At 69.2% G+C, this 21,115-nt stretch carries 17 protein-coding genes; 11 read left to right on the top strand and 6 right to left on the bottom strand.

The features are described from left to right. The first annotated feature begins 207 nt into the window (after positions 1-207). From rpmH to AC3IRM_RS17125, 5 genes are all read left to right on the top strand, one after another. Entirely contained in the window at positions 208-348 is a 141-nt protein-coding gene (gene rpmH / locus AC3IRM_RS17145) for a 50S ribosomal protein L34 (RefSeq protein ID WP_047138036.1), read from the top strand. 61 nt (positions 349-409) lie between these two features. Next, positions 410-826 carry a ribonuclease P protein component gene (rnpA, locus tag AC3IRM_RS17140; protein ID WP_489204294.1) on the top strand — a complete coding sequence of 139 codons (417 nt, stop codon included), beginning with the start codon at positions 410-412 and terminating at the stop codon, positions 824-826. A gap of 13 nt (positions 827-839) precedes the next feature. After that, positions 840-2,549, top strand: a complete 1,710-nt coding sequence (gene yidC, locus AC3IRM_RS17135; protein WP_489204293.1) for a membrane protein insertase YidC — start codon at positions 840-842, stop codon at positions 2,547-2,549. A 60-nt stretch (positions 2,550-2,609) separates the two neighbouring features. Then, positions 2,610-3,947: a tRNA uridine-5-carboxymethylaminomethyl(34) synthesis GTPase MnmE gene (gene mnmE / locus AC3IRM_RS17130; protein ID WP_489204292.1), complete on the top strand. Its 1,338-nt coding sequence runs from the start codon at positions 2,610-2,612 to the stop codon at positions 3,945-3,947. Between the two features lie 144 nt (positions 3,948-4,091). Beyond that, positions 4,092-5,159 (top strand): energy transducer TonB, encoded by a 1,068-nt coding sequence (locus tag AC3IRM_RS17125; RefSeq protein WP_489204291.1) that lies wholly within the window; start codon positions 4,092-4,094, stop codon positions 5,157-5,159. Positions 5,160-5,343: 184 nt separating this feature from the next. Here the strand turns inward: AC3IRM_RS17125 and AC3IRM_RS17120 are convergent, their stop codons facing one another. The 3 genes from AC3IRM_RS17120 to AC3IRM_RS17110 all read right to left on the bottom strand — a co-directional run bounded on the left by AC3IRM_RS17120 (position 5,344) and on the right by AC3IRM_RS17110 (position 8,521). Then, positions 5,344-6,045, bottom strand: coding sequence for an alpha/beta fold hydrolase (locus AC3IRM_RS17120; protein WP_489204290.1), 702 nt, complete (start codon positions 6,043-6,045; stop codon positions 5,344-5,346). Positions 6,046-6,063: 18 nt separating this feature from the next. After that, complete coding sequence (gene bglX / locus AC3IRM_RS17115) at positions 6,064-8,241, bottom strand: beta-glucosidase BglX (protein WP_489204289.1); 2,178 nt, start codon at positions 8,239-8,241, stop codon at positions 6,064-6,066. A 112-nt stretch (positions 8,242-8,353) separates the two neighbouring features. Next, positions 8,354-8,521 carry a hypothetical protein gene (locus AC3IRM_RS17110; RefSeq protein WP_489204288.1) on the bottom strand — a complete coding sequence of 56 codons (168 nt, stop codon included), beginning with the start codon at positions 8,519-8,521 and terminating at the stop codon, positions 8,354-8,356. A gap of 150 nt (positions 8,522-8,671) precedes the next feature. Here AC3IRM_RS17110 and ku point away from each other — a divergent pair, with 150 nt between their 5' ends. The 3 genes from ku to AC3IRM_RS17095 all read left to right on the top strand — a co-directional run bounded on the left by ku (position 8,672) and on the right by AC3IRM_RS17095 (position 12,918). After that, complete coding sequence (gene ku, locus AC3IRM_RS17105; RefSeq protein ID WP_489204287.1) at positions 8,672-9,607, top strand: non-homologous end joining protein Ku; 936 nt, start codon at positions 8,672-8,674, stop codon at positions 9,605-9,607. 1 nt (position 9,608) lies between these two features. Continuing rightward, positions 9,609-12,218 carry a DNA ligase D gene (ligD, locus tag AC3IRM_RS17100; RefSeq protein ID WP_489204286.1) on the top strand — a complete coding sequence of 870 codons (2,610 nt, stop codon included), beginning with the start codon at positions 9,609-9,611 and terminating at the stop codon, positions 12,216-12,218. Positions 12,219-12,309: 91 nt separating this feature from the next. Then, positions 12,310-12,918, top strand: coding sequence for a hypothetical protein (locus tag AC3IRM_RS17095; RefSeq protein ID WP_489204285.1), 609 nt, complete (start codon positions 12,310-12,312; stop codon positions 12,916-12,918). Between the two features lie 6 nt (positions 12,919-12,924). Here the strand turns inward: AC3IRM_RS17095 and AC3IRM_RS17090 are convergent, their stop codons facing one another. After that, on the bottom strand, positions 12,925-14,400 hold the full coding sequence (locus tag AC3IRM_RS17090) for an ABC transporter permease/substrate-binding protein (protein WP_489204284.1): 1,476 nt from the start codon (positions 14,398-14,400) through the stop codon (positions 12,925-12,927). Next, positions 14,397-15,134: an ATP-binding cassette domain-containing protein gene (locus AC3IRM_RS17085; protein WP_489204283.1), complete on the bottom strand. Its 738-nt coding sequence runs from the start codon at positions 15,132-15,134 to the stop codon at positions 14,397-14,399. Before AC3IRM_RS17085 ends, AC3IRM_RS17090 begins: the two co-directional genes overlap by 4 nt. An 83-nt stretch (positions 15,135-15,217) precedes the next feature. Here AC3IRM_RS17085 and AC3IRM_RS17080 point away from each other — a divergent pair, with 83 nt between their 5' ends. The 3 genes from AC3IRM_RS17080 to AC3IRM_RS17070 all read left to right on the top strand — a co-directional run bounded on the left by AC3IRM_RS17080 (position 15,218) and on the right by AC3IRM_RS17070 (position 20,031). Then, entirely contained in the window at positions 15,218-16,912 is a 1,695-nt protein-coding gene (locus AC3IRM_RS17080; RefSeq protein WP_489204282.1) for a M28 family peptidase, read from the top strand. A gap of 76 nt (positions 16,913-16,988) precedes the next feature. Beyond that, on the top strand, positions 16,989-18,029 hold the full coding sequence (locus tag AC3IRM_RS17075; protein WP_489204281.1) for a patatin-like phospholipase family protein: 1,041 nt from the start codon (positions 16,989-16,991) through the stop codon (positions 18,027-18,029). A gap of 376 nt (positions 18,030-18,405) precedes the next feature. Then, positions 18,406-20,031 (top strand): mechanosensitive ion channel, encoded by a 1,626-nt coding sequence (locus tag AC3IRM_RS17070; protein ID WP_489204280.1) that lies wholly within the window; start codon positions 18,406-18,408, stop codon positions 20,029-20,031. Between the two features lie 104 nt (positions 20,032-20,135). Here the strand turns inward: AC3IRM_RS17070 and AC3IRM_RS17065 are convergent, their stop codons facing one another. Then, positions 20,136-21,002 carry a DNA ligase gene (locus AC3IRM_RS17065; protein WP_489204279.1) on the bottom strand — a complete coding sequence of 289 codons (867 nt, stop codon included), beginning with the start codon at positions 21,000-21,002 and terminating at the stop codon, positions 20,136-20,138. Between the last annotated feature and the right edge of the window lie 113 nt (positions 21,003-21,115).

The following is a 21,115-nucleotide window of genomic DNA, read 5'->3' as shown; positions in this document are numbered from 1 at the left end:
CATGCGGCGGAATTCGACAAAGCGGGCGCCGCCACGCAGGTGCGCGGCCAGGTCGCCGGGGAAGGGCACGCAGACTATCATGTCGCCACCCGCGCCCCGGCCCCGGGCGGCCTCCGCGGACCCGTTGTATGGCCCGGCTTGACCGGCCCCGCGATAGGCCGCTAGAATTTCCGGTTCTATTCGTCACGTTGCCCGAAGGGCTCGACCATGGCTACCAAGCGCACCTATCAGCCCAGCAACCTCAAGCGCAAGCGCGACCACGGTTTCCGTGCCCGCATGGCGACGGCCGACGGCCGCAAGATCCTCGCGCGTCGCCGCGCGAAGGGCCGCAAGGTCCTCTCGGCCTGAAGCCCTCCGGGTCGGTGAGTCGCGTCTCCGCACTCCCGACCCGTTCTGCAGCGCAGCTACCATGACCGCCGGTGTCCGCTATCCGCGGCACGTGCGTGTGCGCGCGCGTGCGGATTTCGATCGAATCTTCGCCAGCGCGACGCGGACAGCGTCGCCGATGCTGGCCGTACACCTGTTGTCCGAGGAAGGCCCGGCGCGTCTGGGCCTTGCGGTGTCGCGCAAGGTCGACAAGCGCGCCGTCGGTCGCAACCGGATCAAGCGCGTACTGCGCGATGCCTTCCGCCTGATGCAGCCGCAGCTGGCGCCCGGCAGCTACGTCATCGTGGCCCGCCCGGCCGCGGCTCAGGCCGACAATCCGGCACTGCGTGCCGCCTTTCTGACCGTGTTGCGGCGTGCCCGCGCGTTGCCGCCGTCATCTGCGGCCGGCACAATGCCCGCCTCCCCGTTTCCATCCACGCCGGTGACGCCCGGCGCATGAGCTTGCCTGCCTGATGAACCAGATCCGTACTTTCCTCGTCCTCGCCTGGCTGATGGTGGCCGTGTTGTTGTGGATGGAGTGGGGCAAGGAAAAGACCGCAGCCGCGACCCAGCCGCAGACCAGCGCCGCCCAGGCGTCGCCTTCGGTCACGGTGCCGGGCGCCGCCACCGGCAGTGCCGCTGTGCCGACCGCACCCACCGACGCCGCGCCCGTGCCGCCCGCGCCGGGCGCCGGACCGGTCAGCAGCGCCGCGCCTGCCGCGCGTCAGGTCGTCGCCCAGACCGACGTGCTCCGCGCGGTGCTCGACGCCGGCAACGTGGTCGAAGCCGATCTGCTGGCGTATCCGCAGACCCGCGACGATGGCGCGCCGCCGGTGCGGATGTTCGATACTGATCCGCTGCATTACTACGCCGCGCAGACCGGCTGGGTCAGCAGCAGCAATGCCGCGCCGAGCCACGAGGGCCAGTTCGTGCCCGAAGGCACCGCGACGTCGGCGACCCTCTCGCAGGGCGAGAACACCGTCATCGTGCCCTTCGTGTGGACCGGCGCCGACGGCGTGACGATCCGCCGCAGCTTCGTGCTGACCCGTGGCGATTACGCGATCGAAGTCCGCGACGAGATCGTCAACACCGGCACCGCCGCGTGGCAGGGCTTCCCGTACCGCCAGCTGATCCGGACCGCACCTGCGGTCAAGCGCGGCATGACCAATCCCGAGTCCTACAGCCTGACCGGCGCGACCTGGTTCGGCAGCGACATCGGCTACAGCCGCCGCCAGCTCGGTGACTTCGAGAGCGACGGTCCGCTCAATGCGAAGGACAGCCAGATCTGGATCGCGATGGTCCAGCACCACTTCTTCAGTGCGTGGATTCCGCGACCCGACGACACCGGCACGATCTCGATGCAGATCGACCGCAGCACCGGCGCGCCGCGCTATCTGATCCGCGAGTTCGGTGCGCCGATCGCCGTGGCCGCCGGCCAGCAGGCGACGACCACTGCGCGTCTGTGGGTCGGTCCCAAGCAGGTCGACCTGATCCAGGCCCAGGGCGTGCGCGGTCTCGACCGCGTCGTCGACTACAGCCGCTTCTCGATCTTCGCGATGCTCGGCGAAGGCCTGTTCTGGGTGCTGGCCAAGCTGCACGGCCTGATCGGCAACTGGGGCTGGTCGATCATCGGCCTGGTGCTGCTGGTGAAGCTGGCGCTGTATCCGCTGTCGGTCGCGCAGTACAAGTCGATGGCGAAAATGCGCAAGTTCCAGCCGCGCATCGCCCAGCTCAAGGAGCGCTACGGCGACGACAAGCAGAAGTTCCAGCAGGCGATGATGGAGCTCTACAAGAAAGAGAAGATCAACCCGATCGGCGGCTGTCTGCCGGTGCTGCTGCAGATGCCGGTGTTCTTCGCCCTGTACTGGGTGCTGCTCGAGTCGGTGGAGCTGCGCCACACGCCGTGGATGCTGTGGATCCAGGATCTGACCGCGCGCGATCCGTACTTCATCCTGCCGGTGCTCAACATCGCGATCATGTGGGCGACGCAGAAGCTCACGCCGATGGTCGGTATGGATCCGATGCAGCAGAAGATCATGCAGTTCATGCCGCTGGTGTTCGGCGCGATCATGATCTTCTTCCCGTCCGGTCTGGTGCTGTACTGGGTCACCAACGGCGGCCTCGGCCTGCTGCAGCAATGGTGGATGATCCGCCGCTACAGCGAGGCGCCGGCGAAGGCCTGACGGCCGCGCCGAGATCTCCACGAGCCCGCCGCATGGCGGGCTCGTGCGTTGAGGAGCGACATGACCACATCCACCGAGACCATCGCCGCGATCGCCACTGCGCCCGGCGCCGGCGGCGTCGGCATCGTGCGCCTGTCGGGACCGGCCGCGCTGTCGATCGCGCGCACAGTGTGTGGACGGGCCCTGCGCGCGCGCCATGCGCATCACGTGCGCTTCCGCGACGCCGATGGCGCCGTTCTCGACGACGGCCTCGCGCTCGCGTTCCCCGGCCCGGCCAGCTATACCGGCGAGGATGTCGTCGAGTTGCAGGCGCACGGCAGCCCGGTCGTGCTGCAGCAGCTGCTGGCGCGCTGTCGCACACTCGGCGCGCGACTCGCGCGGCCCGGGGAGTTCAGCGAACGCGCGTTCCTCAATGGCCGGCTCGACCTGGCCCAGGCCGAGGCGGTCGCCGATCTGATCGCCGCGGGCGACGAACGCGCCGCACGCGCTGCGCGTCGCGCACTCGATGGCGTGTTCTCCGATCGCTGCGAAGCGCTCTCCGCCGAGCTGCTGCATCTGCGCGTCTATGTCGAAGCGATGATCGATTTCTCAGACGAGCCCATCGACACCCTCGGCGGCGACGAGGTGGCGCGGCGCATCGACGCACTCGCCACGTCGCTGTCGCAACTGCTGGCCGAGGCCGAGCAGGGCCGACGCCTGCGCGACGGTCTGCATGCGGTGATCGTCGGTCCGCCGAACGCCGGCAAGAGTTCCCTGCTCAATGCCCTCGCCGGCGTGGACCGCGCCATCGTGACCGACATCGCCGGCACCACCCGCGATCTGCTGCACGAGACGCTGCGCATCGGCGGCGTCGAACTCACCCTGGTCGATACCGCCGGCCTGCGCAGCGAAGGGGATGCGATCGAACGCGAAGGCATGCGCCGCGCACGCGCCGAACTGCAGCGCGCGGACCTGGCGCTGGTGGTGCTCGATGCACGCGAACCGGATGCGGGTTGGGCCTCGGTGGAAGATGCCATCGTCGACGTCGCCGATCGCATCGTCGTGCACAACAAGACCGACCTGCTCGCAGCGCACGCGTCCGACGCCCACGGGGCATTGCATGTGTCCGCGCGCACCGGCGTCGGCCTCGACGGGTTGCGCGACGCGCTGCAGGCGCGGCTCGGCGCCGACACCCTCGCGGGCGAAGGTGCGTTCACCGCGCGCCAGCGGCACGTCGATGCATTGCGTGAGGCGGCCGGGGCGGTCGACGACGCGCGCGGCACGCTGGCCGCGCAGCATCTGGAACTCGCGGCCGAGTCGTTGCGTGTCGCGCACGACGCGATCGGCGCCATCACCGGACGGATCCTGCCCGACGACCTGCTCGGCCACATCTTCTCGAGCTTCTGCATCGGCAAATAAGGCGCAATCGCAGCGCCGAACGGGCCCTATCGACGGCAAACCGGCCGTCAAGATTCGTGATCGCGTCGACAGCCTGTCATTGCGGTATTGCGACAAGGATTGACAAATCGTCTCGACTGACGCGTTCTACGCACTCTTGCGGACATGCATCCTTGGGGAAAGATGATGGTCTCGAAGATTCCGACGACCCGTCGCGCGTCCCGCGCGCGGCTGGCCGCCGCCGTGGGTCTTGCGTGTGTACTTGCCGCCTGCGGGCGCAGCGACGACGTGGAGGCGCCTGTCGCCGCCGAGCCGGGCGCAGTCACCGCGCAGGCCAGCCAGCAGGCCGCTGCACGTCAGCAGGCCGCCGACGACGCGATTGCCGGGCTCTCGGTCGACGAGCTGCGCAGCGCAGCCGCGGCCGCGTACCAGGAGAGCCGCCTGTACGCACCGGCCGGCGAGAACGCGATGGAGTACTACCTCGCGCTACGCGAAAAGCAGGCAGGTGACGCTGCCGCCTCAAGCGCATTGATCGACCTGCTGCCGATGAGCGTGATCGCCACCGAACAGAGCCGTGACCGGGGCGACTACGCCGAAGCGCGTCGCCTGCTCGGTCTGATCGAACGGGCCGACAGCGCGCATCCCGCGCTCGAGCGCCTGCGTACGAGCATCGCGACCGCCGAAGAACAGGCGGCTGCCCGTGTCGAGCAGCAGGCACTGACTGCGGAACAGGAAGCCCAGCGCGCGCAGACCCTGGAGCGCGAGCGCGCGGCGCAACAGCAGCAGCAGCAGGCTGCCGCCGCGCAGCAACTCGCGCAGCAGCAGACCGCCACCGAACAGGCCGCACGCGAAGAAGCCGCACGCCAGGCGGCTGCCCGCGAGGAGGCCGCCCAACAGCAGCCGGCCCGTCCCGAACCCGCTGCTCCGAACACGCCCGCACCCGCGCCGGCAACACCGGCACAGGCGGCAGCGCCCGCACAATTGCGTCCGCTGAGCACGCCGGCCCCGCGTTATCCCGCCGACGCCCTGCGCGCCGGCACCAGCGGCGAGGTCATGGTCGAGTTCACCGTCGGTGTCGACGGCTCGGTGAGCAATGCCCGCGTGGTCCGGGCCGATCCACCGCGGACCTTCGATCGCGAGGCCCTTGCGGCGGTGCGGCGCTGGCGCTTCGAGCCGGTGCCGGCACCGGTGACGACGCGACGGACGATCGGGTTCTCGCCGACGGCGAATTGAGGCCGCTGAGGTACAAGCGTTTTGCTGCGTGATCCGGCACCGCGAGGCGCGATCAACCGCGGCCGCGGGCGTATCCCGAAGACACTCTGCGGTCACCATCAGCGGTCGCGTGCGTCATGACGTCCGCCTGATGGATTCGAAGGGCGCGTATCTTCGATGCAAACCGTGCATCGCGCGAACGAACTCAGGTCGCCGCCAACCAGTCCCGCATCAAGCGTGATGTGGCATCCGCCCGCTCCAGCGGCGGCAGATGCCCGCACACCTCGAGTTTCCGCAACGTCGACCCTGCGATCCCAGCGTGCATCGCATCGGCCTCGGCCGGCGGCGTGAGTCGATCCGCTTCGCCGACGACGATCAACGTCGGCACCGCGATGCGCGCGAGGAGTGGCGCCGAATCGGGGCGGTCGAGAATCGCCGCCTGCTGTCGCAGATAACCGTCGGCGCCGACTTCAGCCGCCATCGACTGCACGATCTCGCCGATCGGGCCGTCGACGTGCGACGGATGGACCAGGCTCGGCAGCAGCTGCCGGGTCACGCCGACGAAGCGGCCGCGGCCGATCGCATCGATGCCGCGGCGGCGCTGCGCGGCGCGCTCCGGTGAATCGGGACGCGCACTGGTCGCGACGAGTGCGAGTCGGGTCACGCGCCCGGGTGCGCGTCGCAGGATCTCGAAGGCGACGTAGCCGCCCATCGACAGCGCAGCGAGGGCGAAGCGCGGAGGCGCATGCGCGAGCGCGCGTTCGGCCATCGCGCCGACGCTGTCGTCGCGGGTGAGGTCGGCGACGTGCGGCTCGGCGACATCGCCCAGTGCGTCGATCTGCGCCTGCCACAACCGGGCGGTGCACAGCAGCCCCGGCAGCAACAGCAGCGGTGTCTTGCCGGTCACGACGTCAGTCGAATTGCCTCAGGCCTTCAATAGCGTGAACTGTGCGGCCGTGCCGGCTTCGGAATCCGGCGCGATCCACACATCGAACAGGCCCGGCTCGGCCGCGAACGCGCCGCTGCGCGTGGTGAAGGCGAGCTGCTCACGCTGCAGGGTGAACGCCACCGTGGTGTGTTCGCCCGGCGCCAGTGCGACCTTGCGGAAATCCTTGAGCTCGCGGATCGGGCGCACGCGGCTGGCGACGCGGTCGTGGATATAGAGCTGCACGACTTCCTCGCCAAAGCGCGTGCCGTCGTTGCGCAGCGTCACCGACACGGTCAGCGTACCGTCCCAGTCCAGTGTGTCGGACGACAGTTCGACGTCGCCGTAGACGAAACGCGTGTACGACAGGCCGTGGCCGAAGGGATACAGCGCGCTGTGCGGCATCTCGCGCCAGCGACTCTTGAACTCCGACATCGTCGGCAGCTCGGGGCGGCCGGTGCGCTGGCGGTTGTAGTACAGCGGCTGCTGGCCCGAGTCGCGCGGGAAGCTCACCGGCAGGCGCGCGGACGGGTTGTAGTCGCCGAACAGCACGTCGGCGACGGCGGGACCGGTTGCAGTGCCGAGAAACCAGGTCGCGAGGATTGCCTGCGCGTCGCGCACCGCGCCGTGCAGCGCGAGCGCGCGACCGTGACGCAGCAATACGACCACCGGCGTACCGGTCGCGGCCACAGCCTCGGCCAGCGCCTGCTGCGCGGGCGGCACGACGATCTGTGTGCGCGACTGCGCTTCGCCGCTGTAGCCCTGCGGCTCGCCGATCGCGAGCAGCACGACATCGGCAGCGCGCGCGGCCTCGACCGCCGCCTCGATGCCGCCGTCAATCGCATCCTCCATGCCACAGCCGTCTACGACATCGAGTGCGTCGCCGTCTTCGAGCGCGGCGCGCAGGCCGTCTTCCAGATTGACGTGCAGGCGCTTGTCGCCGAACAGCGTCCAGCAGCCTTCGAGGTTGTCGCGGTCGCGGGCGTAAGGGCCGATCAGCGCCAGCTTCTGTCCCGATTTGCGAAGCGGCAGCAGGTCGTCGTCGTTCTTCAGCAGCACGATCGAGCGGCGCGCGGCATCGAGCGCAAGTTCGCCGTGCAGCGCCTGTGGATCGAGCGCGGCCTCGACGTCGGGATCGAGCGAGCGGTACGGGTTGTCGAACAGACCGATCGCCTGCTTGACCGCGAACACGCGGCGCACGCCCTGGTCGATCACGTCCATCGACACCTCGCCGCTGGCGACGAGATCGGGCAGATGCGCGGCGTAAAGACCGCTCTGCATGCTCATGTCGACGCCGGCGGTGAACGAGAGCTTCGTCGCTTCGCGATCGTCGCCGGCGAAGCCGTGTGCAACCAGTTCGAAGTCGGCGGTGTAGTCGGACACCACGAAGCCCTTGAAGCCCCACTCGCCGCGCAGCAGATCGGTCAGCAGGCCGTCGTGGGCCGAGGCCGGCACGCCGTTGATGTCGTTGAAGGCGCTCATGACCGTCAGCGCGCCGGCATCCAGCGCGGCCTTGAACGGCGGCAGATGCACGTCGCGCAGTGTGCCTTCGGACATCTCGACGCTGTTGTAGTCGAGGCCGCCCATGACCGCGCCGTAGCCGACGAAGTGCTTGGGCGTGGCGAGCATCGAATCGTTCGCCGTCAGGTCATTGCCCTGGAAGCCGCGCACGCGCGCCGCCGAGAACGCATTGCCGAGCACCACGTCCTCGCCGGCGGCTTCGGCCACGCGGCCCCAGCGCTGGTCGCGGGCGATGTCGAGCGTCGGCGCGAACGTCCAGTGCAGGCCGCAGGCGGTCGCCTCGATCGCCGCGGCCCGCGCAGTACGCTCCGCGAGTTCGGGTTCAAAGCTCGCGGCCTCGCCCAGCGGAATCGGGAACACGGTGCGCATGCCGTGGATCACGTCGGCGCCCATCAGCAGCGGAATGCCGAGCCGGCTCTCTTCGACTGCGATGCGCTGCGACTCGCGGCCCTGCACCGCGCCGACGCCGTTGAACACCGCGCCCACGCGGCCGGCGCGGATCTGCTCGCGCAGCTCGCCTGCGTTCAACTCGTTCATCTCGGGATTCACGTCGGCCGCGAACGGCCGCAGCATGTCGGCGAAGATGCCGAGCTGGCCGATCTTCTCCTCGAGGGTCATCCGTGCGAGCAGCGCTTCGAGCCGGTCATCCAGGCGCATCAATTGGTCCCGTGTAAACGATTACAGCCGGCGATTATAGGGCGCACGCCGGGAGGCGGGTCCAGTATCGCCGCCCGCGGCGCGCAGGAACAGCCGGGGTCCCGCAGCCTCCTCAGCCGAGGTCGTCTACTTCGGGCGCGGGCGAGGGGCGTCGCGCAGGCATGAAGGGGGACACCGGATCGCTCGCCGGAAAGGTCTCGTCCAGCGCTTCGTCCTGGGTGTCTTCCACATGCTGCCGATCCGCATCGGGGCCGGGTGGTGTCGAGGGGGTCGTGTGCATCCCGACACCCTGGCCCTTGCTGCGTGGCTCAGCGCGTGAACGCCGCCGCCGGTGTCGGAGTCCGGGGTTGACGCCCGTTGCACGGTACCGGTGCAAGCCTCCGAAGCTCATGCGGCCGGCCGCTCCGCGCCGGCGCATCGGAGATCGTCCATGGCACGTCCCATCTGGTCCGGCTCGCTGTCCTTCGGCCTGCTCAACATTCCGGTCTCGCTGATGTCGGGCGAGCGCCGGACCGATCTGAGCTTCCGCATGCTCGACTCGCGCGACAAGAAGCCGATCCGTTTCGAACGCGTCAACGCCGACACCGGCGAGGAAGTGCCGTGGAAGGACATCGTCAAGGCCTTCGAATACGACAAGGGCAGCTACGTCGTCATCGAAAAGGAAGACATCGCCTCGGCCGCGCCCGAATCGCACGAATCCGTCGACGTCGAGGCCTTCATCGATGCAGGCAGTATCGGCACGCGGTTCTATGAAAAGCCCTACATCCTGGTGCCGGGCAAGAAAGCCGAGAAAGGCTATGTGCTGCTGCGCGAGACGCTGAAGAAGACCGGCAAGATCGGCATCGCCCGCGTCGTGATCCGCACCCGCGAATATCTGTGCGCGGTGATGCCCGAGGACGACGCGCTGGTGCTGATGCTGCTGCGTTACCCGCAGGAACTGGTCGATCCGGCCGATTACAAGCTGCCGACCGGCAAGGCGTCGAGTTACCGCATCGCCGACAAGGAATTCCAGATGGCGACGCAGCTGATCGACTCGATGTCGGCCGACTGGGCGCCGGATGCCTACCACGACGAATTCCGCGAACGCCTGTCGGACATCATCAAGAAGCGCATCAAGGCCAAGGGCGTGAAGACGAAGGTCGTCGACGACACGCCGCATCGCGAGGACGCGTCGACCAATGTCGTCGATTTCGTCGCCCTGCTGCAGAAGAGCCTCAAGGACAACAAGCGCACCCCCGCCGGCAGCAGCGACAAGGTGCCGGTGAAAAAGACCACCAGCAAGAAGGCGGCGAAGAAGACGACGAAGAAGGCGGCAAAGTCGCGCACCACCAAGGCGGCGAAGAAGACCACACGCAAGGCCTCGTGACGTGTCGCTGACCGAGTACCGGCGCAAGCGGACGTTCGACGCCACCCGCGAGCCGGAACCGGGCAAACCCGTGCCACGCGGACGCCGGGCGATTTTCGTCGTGCAGCTGCACCACGCCAGCCGGCGGCATTACGACTTCCGCCTGCAGGTCGGCGACGCGCTCAAGAGCTGGGCGGTGCCGAAAGGTCCGAGCTACGACCCGGACGTGAAGCGCATGGCGGTCGAGGTCGAGGACCATCCGCTCGATTACGCCGGCTTCGAGGGCGAGATTCCGAAAGGCCAGTACGGCGGCGGTCACGTCGCGCAGTTCGACACCGGCATGTGGGCCGCCGACGGCGATGCCGAAGCGGGCCTCGCCAAGGGCCATCTGCGGTTCGAGCTGTTCGGCCGCAAGCTCAAGGGCCGCTGGCACCTGGTGCGCTCCGGCAAGCCCGCGAAGCAGCCGCAGTGGCTGCTGTTCAAGGACCGCGATGACTACGCCGGCACCCTGGAAGCGGACGACCTGCTTGCGGACGTGTCTGCGCCGCCGGCCGACGATGCAAAACGTGCGGGTACAGGCAAGGCGCGCAAACGGAAGAAGACCGAAATCGACCTTCCGACCCGGTCCGCCCGCAACTGGGCGGCCGAGGCGCGAAAGCTGCCCGGCGTAAAGCGCGGCCCCGCGCCGACCGGCGCGTTCGTGCCACAGCTTGCGAAGCTCGGCGACACCGCGCCCGGCGGCGAGACCTGGCTGCACGAGCTCAAATGGGATGGCTATCGGCTGCTGGCGACGGTCGCGCGCGGCCAGGTGCAGCTGTGGTCGCGCAATGCACTCGAGTGGACCGGCAAGGTGCCGGAAATCACCGAAGCGGTCTCGCGGCTCGGGCTGAAATCGGCGGCGCTCGACGGCGAGCTGATTGCCGGCCGCGGTAGCCGTGAGGATTTCAACCTGCTGCAGGGCACGCTGTCGGGCGAGCGCCAGGGCGCGCTGGCGCTGGTGCTGTTCGATCTGCTGCACGTGGACGGCGTCGACATCAGCGAGGCCCCGCTGTTCGCGCGCAAGGCGCTGTTGCAGCGCATCCTCGGCGACGCGCCGCCGGCGCATCTGGCCTTCAGCACGCACATCGAAGGCGCTGCGGACACTGCGATCGAGCTCGCATCGGAGTCCGGCTTCGAAGGCATCATTTCCAAGCGTGGCGATCGCGGCTACCGGCCCGGACGCGGCGACGACTGGCGCAAGACCAAGGAACTGGCCAGCGACGAATACGCGGTCGTCGGCTACACACCGCCCAAGGGCAGCCGCAGCGGCTTCGGTGCGCTGCTGCTCGCCCGTCCCGATGCCGAGCACGGCTGGCGCTACGCCGGACGCGTGGGATCTGGTTTCAGCGATGCACTGCTCGACGCACTCACCCCGCACATCGGCCGCGCCGGCCGCAGCGAACCCACCGTGTACGTGCCGCCCAACGACACCGATCTGCGCGCCGCGAAATGGTTCGCGCCGCGCTTCGTCGTCGAAGTGTTCTCGCGCGGCACCGGCGGACACGGCCTGCTGCGCCAGCCTTCGCTCAAGGCGGTGCGCCCCGACAAGTCGGTGGACAATCTGCACGACAGCGATCGCGATGGAGCGAACGACATGGTCACGCGAAGCAATCCCTCCGCAAGGGCCGCGGCGCCGAAGAAGGCGGCAGAACGGTCGACGAAGGCGGTCTCCAAAGCCGCCGCGAAAACCCCTGCGAAGAAGCGTGCGAAGCGCGATCCCGACAGCGAGCGCGTATCGCCCGCCTTGTCCAGCCCGGACAAGGTGCTGTTCCCTGGCGATGCGCTGACCAAGCGCGATGTCGCCGACTACTACGCTGCCGCGACGCCATGGCTGCTGCCCGAAGTCGCCGGGCGACCGCTGTCGGTGATCCGCTGCCCGGGCGGCATCGACGGCCCCTGCTTCTTCCAGAAGCACCACACCGCCGGCATGTCGCTGGTCGAAACCGTGCGCCTCAAGGACGAAGCGGGCGCCAGCGACTATCTGGTCGCCAACGATGCGGCGGCGGTCATGGAGCTGGTGCAGTTCAATGCGCTGGAATTCCACCCCTGGGGCGCGCATGCGGATGCGCCCGACACGGCCGACCGCATCGTGTTCGATCTCGATCCGGGCGAAGGCGTCAGCTGGCCGGAGATCGTCGCCGCCGCGCGCCAGGTGCGTGGCCTGCTGCGGCAACTGGGTCTGGAGTCCTTCGTGCGCACCACCGGCGGCAAGGGCCTGCATGTCGTGGTGCCGTTGCATCCGGGCACGGGCTGGGACGTGGTCAAGCCATTCGCGCACGCGTTCGCGAACGGCATGACCGAGCTCGATCCGCTCAAGTACGTGGCGACTGCGACCAAGAAATTCCGCAAGCAGAAGATCTTCGTCGACTATCTGCGCAACGGCCGCGGCGCGACCGCCGTCGCGTCGTTCTCGCTGCGCGCGCGTGCCGGCGCTCCGGTGTCGATGCCGCTGCGCTGGGAGGATCTGGGCAAGGTGAAGTCCGGCGATGCCTGGACGCTGCGCAACGCGCCAGCCCGGCTCAAGCGCCTCAAGGCGCATCCCTGGGGCGATTTCGCGACGCTGCGGCAGTCGCTCGACGGCATCGTGGACTGAACACGCGGTTGCAGGCAGGCAGGTAGCATGGCGCGCCTTGCCCGTTGATCGCCCGTGGTGCAGGCCATGGACGCACGCCTCCGGATCCACCATGCGCACCGACTACGATCCCTACACGCCGCCGGCGACCGAAGTCCGCGACACGCCGCCGGACGACGTGCGCGCGGCGCCGTTCTATATCGTCGCGCCGACGAAGTTCGTCGTGCTGTACATCACGACGCTGGGTCTCTATCAGCTGTTCTGGTTCTACATCCACTGGTCGCGCTGGCGCGTGGGACGTGGCGAGACGATCTGGCCGGTGCCGCGTGCGCTGTTCGGCCTGTTCTACGTGCATGCATTGGCGCGTCGCATCGAACGCACGCTGGGCGAACGCGGGATCGCACGGCGCTGGTGGCCGATGACGCTGGCCACGGTCTTCGTGGTGATGGAGTTGCTCAACTACGGCAGCGCAATCGCGTGGCCGTGGCTGGTGTTCCACCTGTCGAATGCATGGCTGTGGCTGGAGTGGCTCGGCGTGCTCGTGATTCCGGTCAACTGCGTTTGCCTGCTGCGCATGCAGTTGGCGGCGAATGCCGCGTGCGGCGATCCCGATGGGCGCAGCAATCGCCGCTTCACCATCTACAACATGGCCTGGATCCTGGTGGGCGTCAGCGCGACTGCCTGGACGATCTGGGACGGCGTGCGTACCGGCACGCTCTGATCAACCTCAATGGCGCGCGGCGAGCCGCAAGCCGCGGGGCGTCAGCACGCGCTCGGCGACTTCGAACACGCCCTGCACCGCAAGCGCGAGCAGCGCCGCCGGCACCGCGCCTTCGAGGATCAGCCCGATGTCGTCGAGGCGGATGCCGGTCAGGATCGGCTGGCCGTAACCGCCAGCGCCGATCAGCGCGCCCAGCGTCGCGGTGCCGACGTTGATCACCGCCGCGGTCTTGATACCGGCCAGGATCGTGCGCAGCGCCAGCGGTAGTTCGACGCGCAGCAGGCGCGTGCCGGCCGGCAGGCCGATCGCCGCGGCGGTTTCGCGCAACTCGCGCGGAATGCCGGTCAGACCCGCATGCGTATTGCGCACGATCGGCAACAGGCTGTAGAGGAACAGCGCGGCGATCGCCGGCCCGGCGCCGATGCCGAACAACGGAATCATGAAAACGAACACCGCCAGCGACGGCAGGGTCTGCAGCACGCCGGTCAGCGCGAGCACGCCCTGTCCGAGCCGCGGCCGGCGCGCGGCGAGGATGCCCAGCGGCAACGCGACCACCAGCGCCGCGCCCAGCGAGATGCCGACCAGCGCGAGGTGCTCGCGCGTGCGTTGCCAGATGCGCGCGGCGCGGCCGTCGCTGTCGGGCGCCTCCAGCCCCAACCAGTCGGCGGCGACGGCGGATTCCGCTTCGCGGTCCAGCTTCACGCGCGCGTTGAGCCGCTGCATCGTCGCCGCGTCGATACGGCCTTCGAGACCGTGCAACGCGTCGCGCAGCGCCGGCGCACGCTGCGCCAGATCGCTGCGGTAGAGATAGACCGCCGCGTAGGACGGGAAGTACTGGCGGTCGTCGCGCAGCACGACGAGGTCGTGATACGGGATCTCGGCATCGGTGCCATAGAGATCGGTCGCGTCGATCGCACCGTTGGCGAGTGCGCGGTAGGCGAGGTCATGGTCGAGCCCGTCTGGCGACTGCGGCAGCGCATACGCGTTCCGCAGCCCAGGCCAGCCGTCGGCACGCGACATGAACTCGTTGCTCAGGCCGAGCCGCAGCGTGGGGTGCCCGCGCAGGTCCGACAGGGTGCGGATGCCGAGTTCCGCCGCATGCGCGCGCCGCATGCCCAGCGCGTAAGTGTTGTCGAAACCGAGGGGCGCGGTCATCGCCAGGCCGTCGCGCGCGAGTGCCGCCTGCATCGCCGCAATGTCGGCGCCCGGCATCTGCAGCAGCTCGTCGGCCAGCGTGCCGGTGTACTCGGCGTAGGCGTCGATGCTGCCGTCCTGCAGCGCGCGCCACAGGATGCGGGTGCCGCCGAGCTGGCGCTGGTGGCGCACATCGGCGCCGGCCTCGCGGCCTACCTGCGTGGCGATCTCGCCGAGCAGCACGCCTTCGGTGAAGTTCTTCGAGCCGACGACGACCGGCGCGGCGACAGCGCTGCCGCAGACGAGCATCAGCAACCACGCGCAGGCGCCGCGCACGCCCGGGCTCATGCAGCGTCCTCGACGCTGCGCTGCGCGGTCATGAAGGCGCGCACGAACGGCTCGGCCGGCGCATCGAGCAGGGCGCGCGGCGCGCCCTGCTGGACGATGCGTCCGTCGCGCAACAGCACGATGGTGTCGGCGAACCATGCGGCTTCGGCCACATCGTGCGTCACCAGCACGACGGTCTTGCCGAGCCGTTCGAACAGCGCGCGCATCTCGGCCTGGAGGTCGAAGCGCACGATCGGGTCGAGCGCGCCCAGCGGTTCGTCAAGCAGCAGTACGTCGGGGTCGAGCATCAATGCACGGATCAGCCCGACGCGCTGGCGTTGGCCGCCGGACAGCTCGGCGGGATAGCGTCGCAACGCATCCGCCGGCAGACGACAGAGCGCCGCGAGTTCCGCCGCACGCGCTTCGATGCGCGCCGATGACCAGCCCAGCGTGCGCGGCAACAGACCGACATTGCCGATCGCATCGAGATGCGGAAACAGCCCGCCCTCCTGGATCACGTAGCCGATGCGCCGACGGTGTGCGAGCAGCGCATCTCGGCGCAGCGGCACGCCTTCGAACCGCACCTCGCCTGCATCGGGCCACTCGAGGCCGATCAGCAGCCGCAGCAGCGTCGATTTGCCGGCGCCGCTGGGCCCGATCAGCGCCGTCGTCTCGCCCGGCGCGATGTGCAGATCGATGCCGTCGAGACCGACGGTCGCGCCGAAGCGGCGATGTATCTGGTGGAGATCGAACATGGGGCGACATTAGCGCAGCCCCTGTCGACGCGATCGCGCGCCGAACTGCGTGCTACCGTCGCCGTCCCGCACCGGAGCCGCCCATGTCCCGTCCCGTCCTGACCGTCGCCTGCGCGTTGTTGCTGGTCGCCTGCGGAGGACGCGACAGCGACGCGGCGCTGCAGGCCCAGACCGCGCCGGGTGCGCCGATGCCGCCTGCGGCCGAGGTGGTCAACGAGACGCCCGCCGGACAACGGATCGAGGCCGACGTGCGCGTGCTGGCCGACGATGCGATGGGCGGGCGCGAAACCGGAACCTCCGGGTTCGACAGTGCCGCCGAACACGTCGCGCGCCGCTTCGCCGAGAGCGGGCTGCAGCCTGCGGGCGACGACGGTGACTGGTTCCAGCGCGTGCCGCTGGTGCGCGCGGTGGCGGACCCGGCCGCAGCGACGCTGTCGGTCTCGCGCAACGGGCGCACGATCGCGCTGCGGCCCGGCGACCAGTTCCTGCCGATGCCGGATTTCAACGCGGCCGAAGGCGAGATCACCGCGCCGGCCGTGTTCGTCGGCCAGGCGATCCACGCGCCGGAACTGGGGCACGACGACTTCGCCGGTGTCGAACTGCAGGGACGCATCGCGATCGTGTTCGGGGGCGCGCCGCGTGGGTTCGAACCCAATCCGCAGGCGCATCACGCCAGCCTGCGCACCAAGATCGAAGCCGTGGTCGCGCGCGGCGCGGTCGGTCTGGTGCTGGTCAATACCGTCGACGACGAGGCCGGCATGCCGTGGACGCGCAGCGTGGCGCAGGCGGGCCGACCGGCCATGCGTCTGCGTGACGCCGACGATCGCCCCGTCGATGCGCCGGCGCAGCTGCGTGCGAGCGCACGCGTCGCCGCGACCGCTGCCGACCTCGTCTTTGCAGATGGCCCGCAGACGGCCTCGCAGCTCTTCGACGCCGCGCGCGCCGGCACGCTCAAAGCCTTCGCGCTGCCGGGCACGCTGACGCTGCGCACGCGGACCCGCATCGACACGCTGGAATCGCGCAACGTGCTCGGCGTGCTGCCGGGTCGTGACGCGGCGCGCGCTGGCGAGTCGATCGTGCATACCGCGCACCTCGACCACATCGGCACCGGCACGCCGGTCGACGGTGACGCGATCTACAACGGCGCGCTCGACAATGCGCTGGGCGTCGCGATCCTGATCGAAGCCGCGCGCACGCTGGCCGAAGGCGACGCCGCGCCGGCACGCAGCACACTGTTCGCGGCGCTGACCGCCGAGGAGCAGGGTCTGCTCGGCGCCGAGTGGCTGGCGCGGCATCCGCCGCCCGCGGCCGGCAGGCTCGTCGCCAATCTCAACATCGACATGCCGATCCTGACCGCGCCGACGCGCGACATCGTCGCCATCGGCAGCGAGCACTCGACGCTCGCGGCGGCGATCACGCAGGCAGCGGGCGAAGTCGGCGTCGAGGTGTCGCCGGATCCGTTCCCGGAAGAAGTCGCATTCGTGCGCAGCGACCAGTACGCGTTCGTGCGCGCCGGCATTCCAGCGCTGTATCTCGATGCCGGCGTCGCGCCTGCCAACGACAACCAGGATCCGAAGATCGCGGCGACCTGGTTCCTGCGCAACTGTTACCACCAGCCCTGCGACCAGGTGGATCTGCCGATCCAGTACGGCGACGCCGCGCGCATGGCCCAGGTCGTGGTCGCGCTGACGCGTGTCGTCGGTGACGCCGACGCCACGCCGCGCTGGAACGACGGCGACTTCTTCGGCACGCGTTTCGGCGGGCGTGCCGCGCGCTGACGCGAGGCGACGCTTCAGCCGCCGACAGGCGACGCGCGGGTATCCTCGGCGCCAGTCCAGAACCGGCGTCCATCGCATGCGTCTCCGCACTCCGCTCCGCCACGCGCGTACCGCGCTGCTCGTCGCCGGCCTGCTCGTGCTCGCGGCCTGCGGCCGGGACGACGTGCGTAAGACGCCGCCGGTCGCGGTGCAGCCGACGCCGGCCACGCCGGCCGCACCGCGTCCGCAGCCCGTGCGCATCGGCCTCGCGCTCGGCGGCGGCGCAGCCAAGGGCTTCGCGCACATCGGTGTGATCAAGATGCTCGAGGCCAACGGCTTCAAGGCCGACGTCGTCGCCGGCACCAGCGCCGGCAGCGTGGTCGGCGCGCTCTATGCCAGCGGCATGGATCCCTTCCAGATGCAGGAGCGCGCCGTCGCGCTCGACGAATCGAGCATCCGCGACGTGCGCCTGTTCTCCGGTGGTCTGGTGCAGGGCGTCGCGCTGCAGAACTACGTCAACCAGGAAGTCGGCAACCGCACGCTGGACCGCATGCGTATTCCGTTCGCTGCCGTCGCGACGCGCCTGGAAACCGGGGACCGCATCGTGTTCGTGCGCGGCAACACCGGCCAGGCGGTGCGCGCCTCGAGCAGCGTGCCGGGCGTGTTCGAACCGGTGAAGATCGGCGACCGGCATTACGTCGACGGCGGCGTGGTCAGTCCGGTGCCGGTCGACGCGGCCAAGCAGCTCGGCGCGGACCTCGTGATCGCGGTCGACATTTCCAGCAAGGCCAGCGGCACGATGCCCGGCAGCATGCTCGGCATCGTCAACCAGTCGATCGCGATCATGGGCCAGAACCTCGGCCGCCAGGAACTCGCGCGCGCCGATGTGGTGATCCGCCCGCAGGTCAACGACATCGGCCCGGCGAGCTTCGAGCAGCGCAACGCGGCGATCCTGCAGGGCGAACGCGCAGCGCTGGCGGCGATGCCGCAGATCCGCGCAAAGATCGCCGAACTGGAACGCGCCCGCGTCGCCGCGCGCACGCCAGTGAAGCCAGTGGAGCCCGAACCGGTCGACATCGATTGCGGCGACAGCTGGGTGCGTCGCCTCAATCCGTTCGCGAAGGAACGCGCCTGCTGAGTACCGCGCGAAAAGGCTGAGGCCACGCCTGCGGTTGTCACCGCACCGGCGCACATCAACACCTGACAGCAGAGACGGGCGCGCTCCAAGCTCGCGTCGCATCGCACGCCGATGCGCATCCATGCGCGTGAATGCGCAGATACGTGCATTGGATTCACCGCAAGCGCACACCCGCAGTGGCCACACTGTGCGCGGCACGGACTCCTGCACTCGCCGCACGTCGGCGGTGCCCCGCATCCAACGGAGCGCTTCCACGCAGTGCGTGTGGTGATCCGATCCTCGTTCCGTGCCGATCCGCTATCGGCCACGCAGTACGCGTTGTCGTCCATCCATCGACTCGGTGCGGCCCGGCCGCATCCCTGCGAGGAACGACTCCATGCATCCAAACTCCCTTGCCCGGCAACTCGAGATGAGCCTGGGCACCTATCTGCCATCCGTCCTCGGCGCGGTCCTCGTACTGATCGTCGGCCTGATCGTCGCGCTGTTCGTGCGCGGTCTGATCCGCAGCGGCCTCGGTCGCTTGCGCGTCAACGAACGCGTCAATACACAGACCGCGTCGCAACTCGACATCGTCAAGGTCGCGGCGTCGATCGGCTTCTGGTTCATCATCATCGTGACGCTGGTCGGTGTGTTCAGCGTGCTGCGCTTCGACGGGCTCTACGGACCGTTCTCCGCGCTGGTGACCGAAGTGATGCTGTATCTGCCGCGGATCGTCCTGGCCGGTGCGCTTGCACTGGTGGCGTGGGTGCTGGCGACGGTGCTGCGTGCGGGCATCAACCGGGTGATGGCGGCCGGGCGCTGGGACGAAAAGCTGTCCGAATCGGCGGGCGTGAAGCCGATCTCGGCCGTGCTCGGTGACGTCGTCTACTGGCTGGTGCTGCTGCTGTTCCTGCCGGCGATCGTCGGCGCGCTGCGCATCGAAGGGCTGATGGAACCGCTCACCGGGATGACCGCACAGGTCACCCTGATGCTGCCCAACATCTTCGCCGCCGTCGTGATCGGTCTCGTCGGCTGGCTGGTCGCCAAGGTGTTGCGCGGCCTGGTGACGAATCTGCTGGCTGCGTCGGGCGTCGACCGCTTCAGCAACCGCGAGCACCTGACCGAAGGTGTGAAGCTGTCGCAGCTGGGCGGCACGCTCGCTTTCATCCTGGTGATCGTGCCGACGCTGATCGCCGCGCTGGACGCACTGGCGATCCGGGCGATCTCCGATCCGGCGAGCGACATGCTCGGCCTGTTCCTGTTCGCGATTCCGAACATCCTCGCGGCTGCGCTGATCCTGATCGCTGCGTGGTACCTGGGTCGCTTCGTGTCCGGCCTGCTGACGCGACTGCTGGAGAACCTCGGCTTCGACGGCCTGCCGGCACGTCTGGGTCTGGCACACTTGTTCACGACCGCTGCGCCTGTAACGCCGACGGCCCAGCCGCCGCTGGATGCTGCGCTGGACACGGCCGATCCGGTCGCGGCGGCCGGTACGCCCGAACCGGGCCTGCCGATCGGCACGACGCACACGCCGCCGCAGACGCTCGCGCATCGCGGCACCGGCCTGTCGGCCTTCGTCGGTCGCGTCGCGCTGTTCTTCATCATGCTGTTCGCGACCGTCGAGGCGGCGCACCGTCTCGGGTTCACCGGCGTGCGTGATCTGCTGGCGACCTTCATCGCCTTCGGCGGCGACATCCTGCTGGGCGCGGTGATCCTGGTGGTCGGCTACTGGCTGGCCGATCTGGCGGCGCGTGCAATCCAGCGCGCGAACCCCGACCGCAGCGTCGGCCTGTCGCGGATCGCGCGTGTCGCGATCCTCGGCCTGGTGATCGCGATGGGTCTGCGTGCGATGGGCATCGCCGACGACATCGTCAATCTCGCCTTCGGTCTGGTGCTGGGCGCGGTCGCGGTCGCGACCTCGCTGGCGTTCGGCCTGGGGGGGCGCGAAGCCGCGGGACGTGTCGCGGATCGCTGGGCGAAGAGTTATCTCGAACGCCGTCGGGATGACGAACGTCTGCCGTGATGACGCAGCTGGTCTGATGAAAGAGGAAGGCCCGCCTTGATGGCGGGCCTTTCTTTGTGGAAAGACACGTGTGCCGGTGTCATCCGCTACGCAGATGACGATTGCTATGGGGGCATCTCGTCGCGAATCCGCAGGAAGCGGGCGAAGCGCGGCAGGCCGGTCGAGGTCAGGCCGTTGTAGCGATACGTGACCCAGCTGCCGGGCGGCGGCGGATCGGCGCGCTGCGCGTCGGTGAAGCCGGTGCCGATGCGGAACTGGCGGCCGTCGTGGTGCTCGACCACCAGCGCGCCGAGCATGCCGGTGTACTTGCCCTTGCCGGGCGCGTGGGCGACGACCCGCGCCTCGGCATCGTCATGCGGCTTGAGCTTGAGCAGGGCGTTGCTGCGGCCGACGCCATAACGCGCATCGGCGTGATGCAGCATCAGGCCTTCGCCGCCGGCCGCGACGACCTGCGCGAGGCGTGCATCGAGTGCGGTGCGCGATGTGAGGCGCGTCTGTTCGACCATGCGCAGCTGCGGATGCGCGGTACGGTCCACGAGCGTGCGCATCGCGGCGACGCGCTCGGCGAACGTGCCGGCATGCGCGGGCAGGTCGAACACCATGAAGCGCACCGCATCCCACGCCGCCGGATCGGGCCGGGTACTGCGCGCAATGCCGCTGACGACATCGAAGCGGTTGCGTGCGATCCACAGTTCGCCGTCCATCGGGGTGGACGGCCAGCTCTGCACGAAGTCGGGCGGCGTCGTGATGCGATGGCCGCCACGCGTCCACAGCGCACGGCCGTCCCACCGCGCGCGCACGCCGTCGAGTTTCTCGCTGACGAAGTACGCCGGCACGTCGATCGGCGTGGTGCCGAGATCGCGGGCGAGCATCAGGGCGGGCGGCGACGGTGACGCGATGACCGGTACCGGCACCAAGACGCAAACCAGCAGGCCTAGCAACCACGCCATGGCGTGAGGACGGGCGGGCATTGATGGATTCCGGCGAGCGCGAGGCAGTCCATCGTGCGGCGTCGTCTCTTGTCGCGACGATCCCTTCTCGACGTGACATGACCTCGGTCGGAACCGCAGCGCCACGTCGGATT

This window comes from Luteimonas sp. KH_071 (assembly GCF_057838005.1).
This window is presented reverse-complemented; position numbering and strand designations above follow the sequence as displayed.

Bases quoted from the DNA above. Each gene is read 5' to 3' on its own strand.
- AC3IRM_RS17085 (WP_489204283.1), bottom strand. From the start codon at position 15,134: ATGTTCGATCTCCACCAGATACATCGCCGCTTCGGCGCGACCGTCGGT.
- rpmH (WP_047138036.1), top strand. From the start codon at position 208: ATGGCTACCAAGCGCACCTATCAGCCCAGCAACCTCAAGCGCAAGCGC.
- AC3IRM_RS17095 (WP_489204285.1), top strand. From the start codon at position 12,310: ATGCGCACCGACTACGATCCCTACACGCCGCCGGCGACCGAAGTCCGC.
- AC3IRM_RS17065 (WP_489204279.1), bottom strand. From the start codon at position 21,002: ATGCCCGCCCGTCCTCACGCCATGGCGTGGTTGCTAGGCCTGCTGGTT.
- AC3IRM_RS17070 (WP_489204280.1), top strand. From the start codon at position 18,406: ATGCATCCAAACTCCCTTGCCCGGCAACTCGAGATGAGCCTGGGCACC.
- AC3IRM_RS17080 (WP_489204282.1), top strand. From the start codon at position 15,218: ATGTCCCGTCCCGTCCTGACCGTCGCCTGCGCGTTGTTGCTGGTCGCC.
- ku (WP_489204287.1), top strand. From the start codon at position 8,672: ATGGCACGTCCCATCTGGTCCGGCTCGCTGTCCTTCGGCCTGCTCAAC.
- AC3IRM_RS17125 (WP_489204291.1), top strand. From the start codon at position 4,092: ATGCATCCTTGGGGAAAGATGATGGTCTCGAAGATTCCGACGACCCGT.
- bglX (WP_489204289.1), bottom strand. From the start codon at position 8,241: ATGCGCCTGGATGACCGGCTCGAAGCGCTGCTCGCACGGATGACCCTC.
- AC3IRM_RS17110 (WP_489204288.1), bottom strand. From the start codon at position 8,521: ATGCACACGACCCCCTCGACACCACCCGGCCCCGATGCGGATCGGCAG.
- AC3IRM_RS17090 (WP_489204284.1), bottom strand. From the start codon at position 14,400: ATGAGCCCGGGCGTGCGCGGCGCCTGCGCGTGGTTGCTGATGCTCGTC.
- mnmE (WP_489204292.1), top strand. From the start codon at position 2,610: ATGACCACATCCACCGAGACCATCGCCGCGATCGCCACTGCGCCCGGC.
- yidC (WP_489204293.1), top strand. From the start codon at position 840: ATGAACCAGATCCGTACTTTCCTCGTCCTCGCCTGGCTGATGGTGGCC.
- AC3IRM_RS17075 (WP_489204281.1), top strand. From the start codon at position 16,989: ATGCGTCTCCGCACTCCGCTCCGCCACGCGCGTACCGCGCTGCTCGTC.
- rnpA (WP_489204294.1), top strand. From the start codon at position 410: ATGACCGCCGGTGTCCGCTATCCGCGGCACGTGCGTGTGCGCGCGCGT.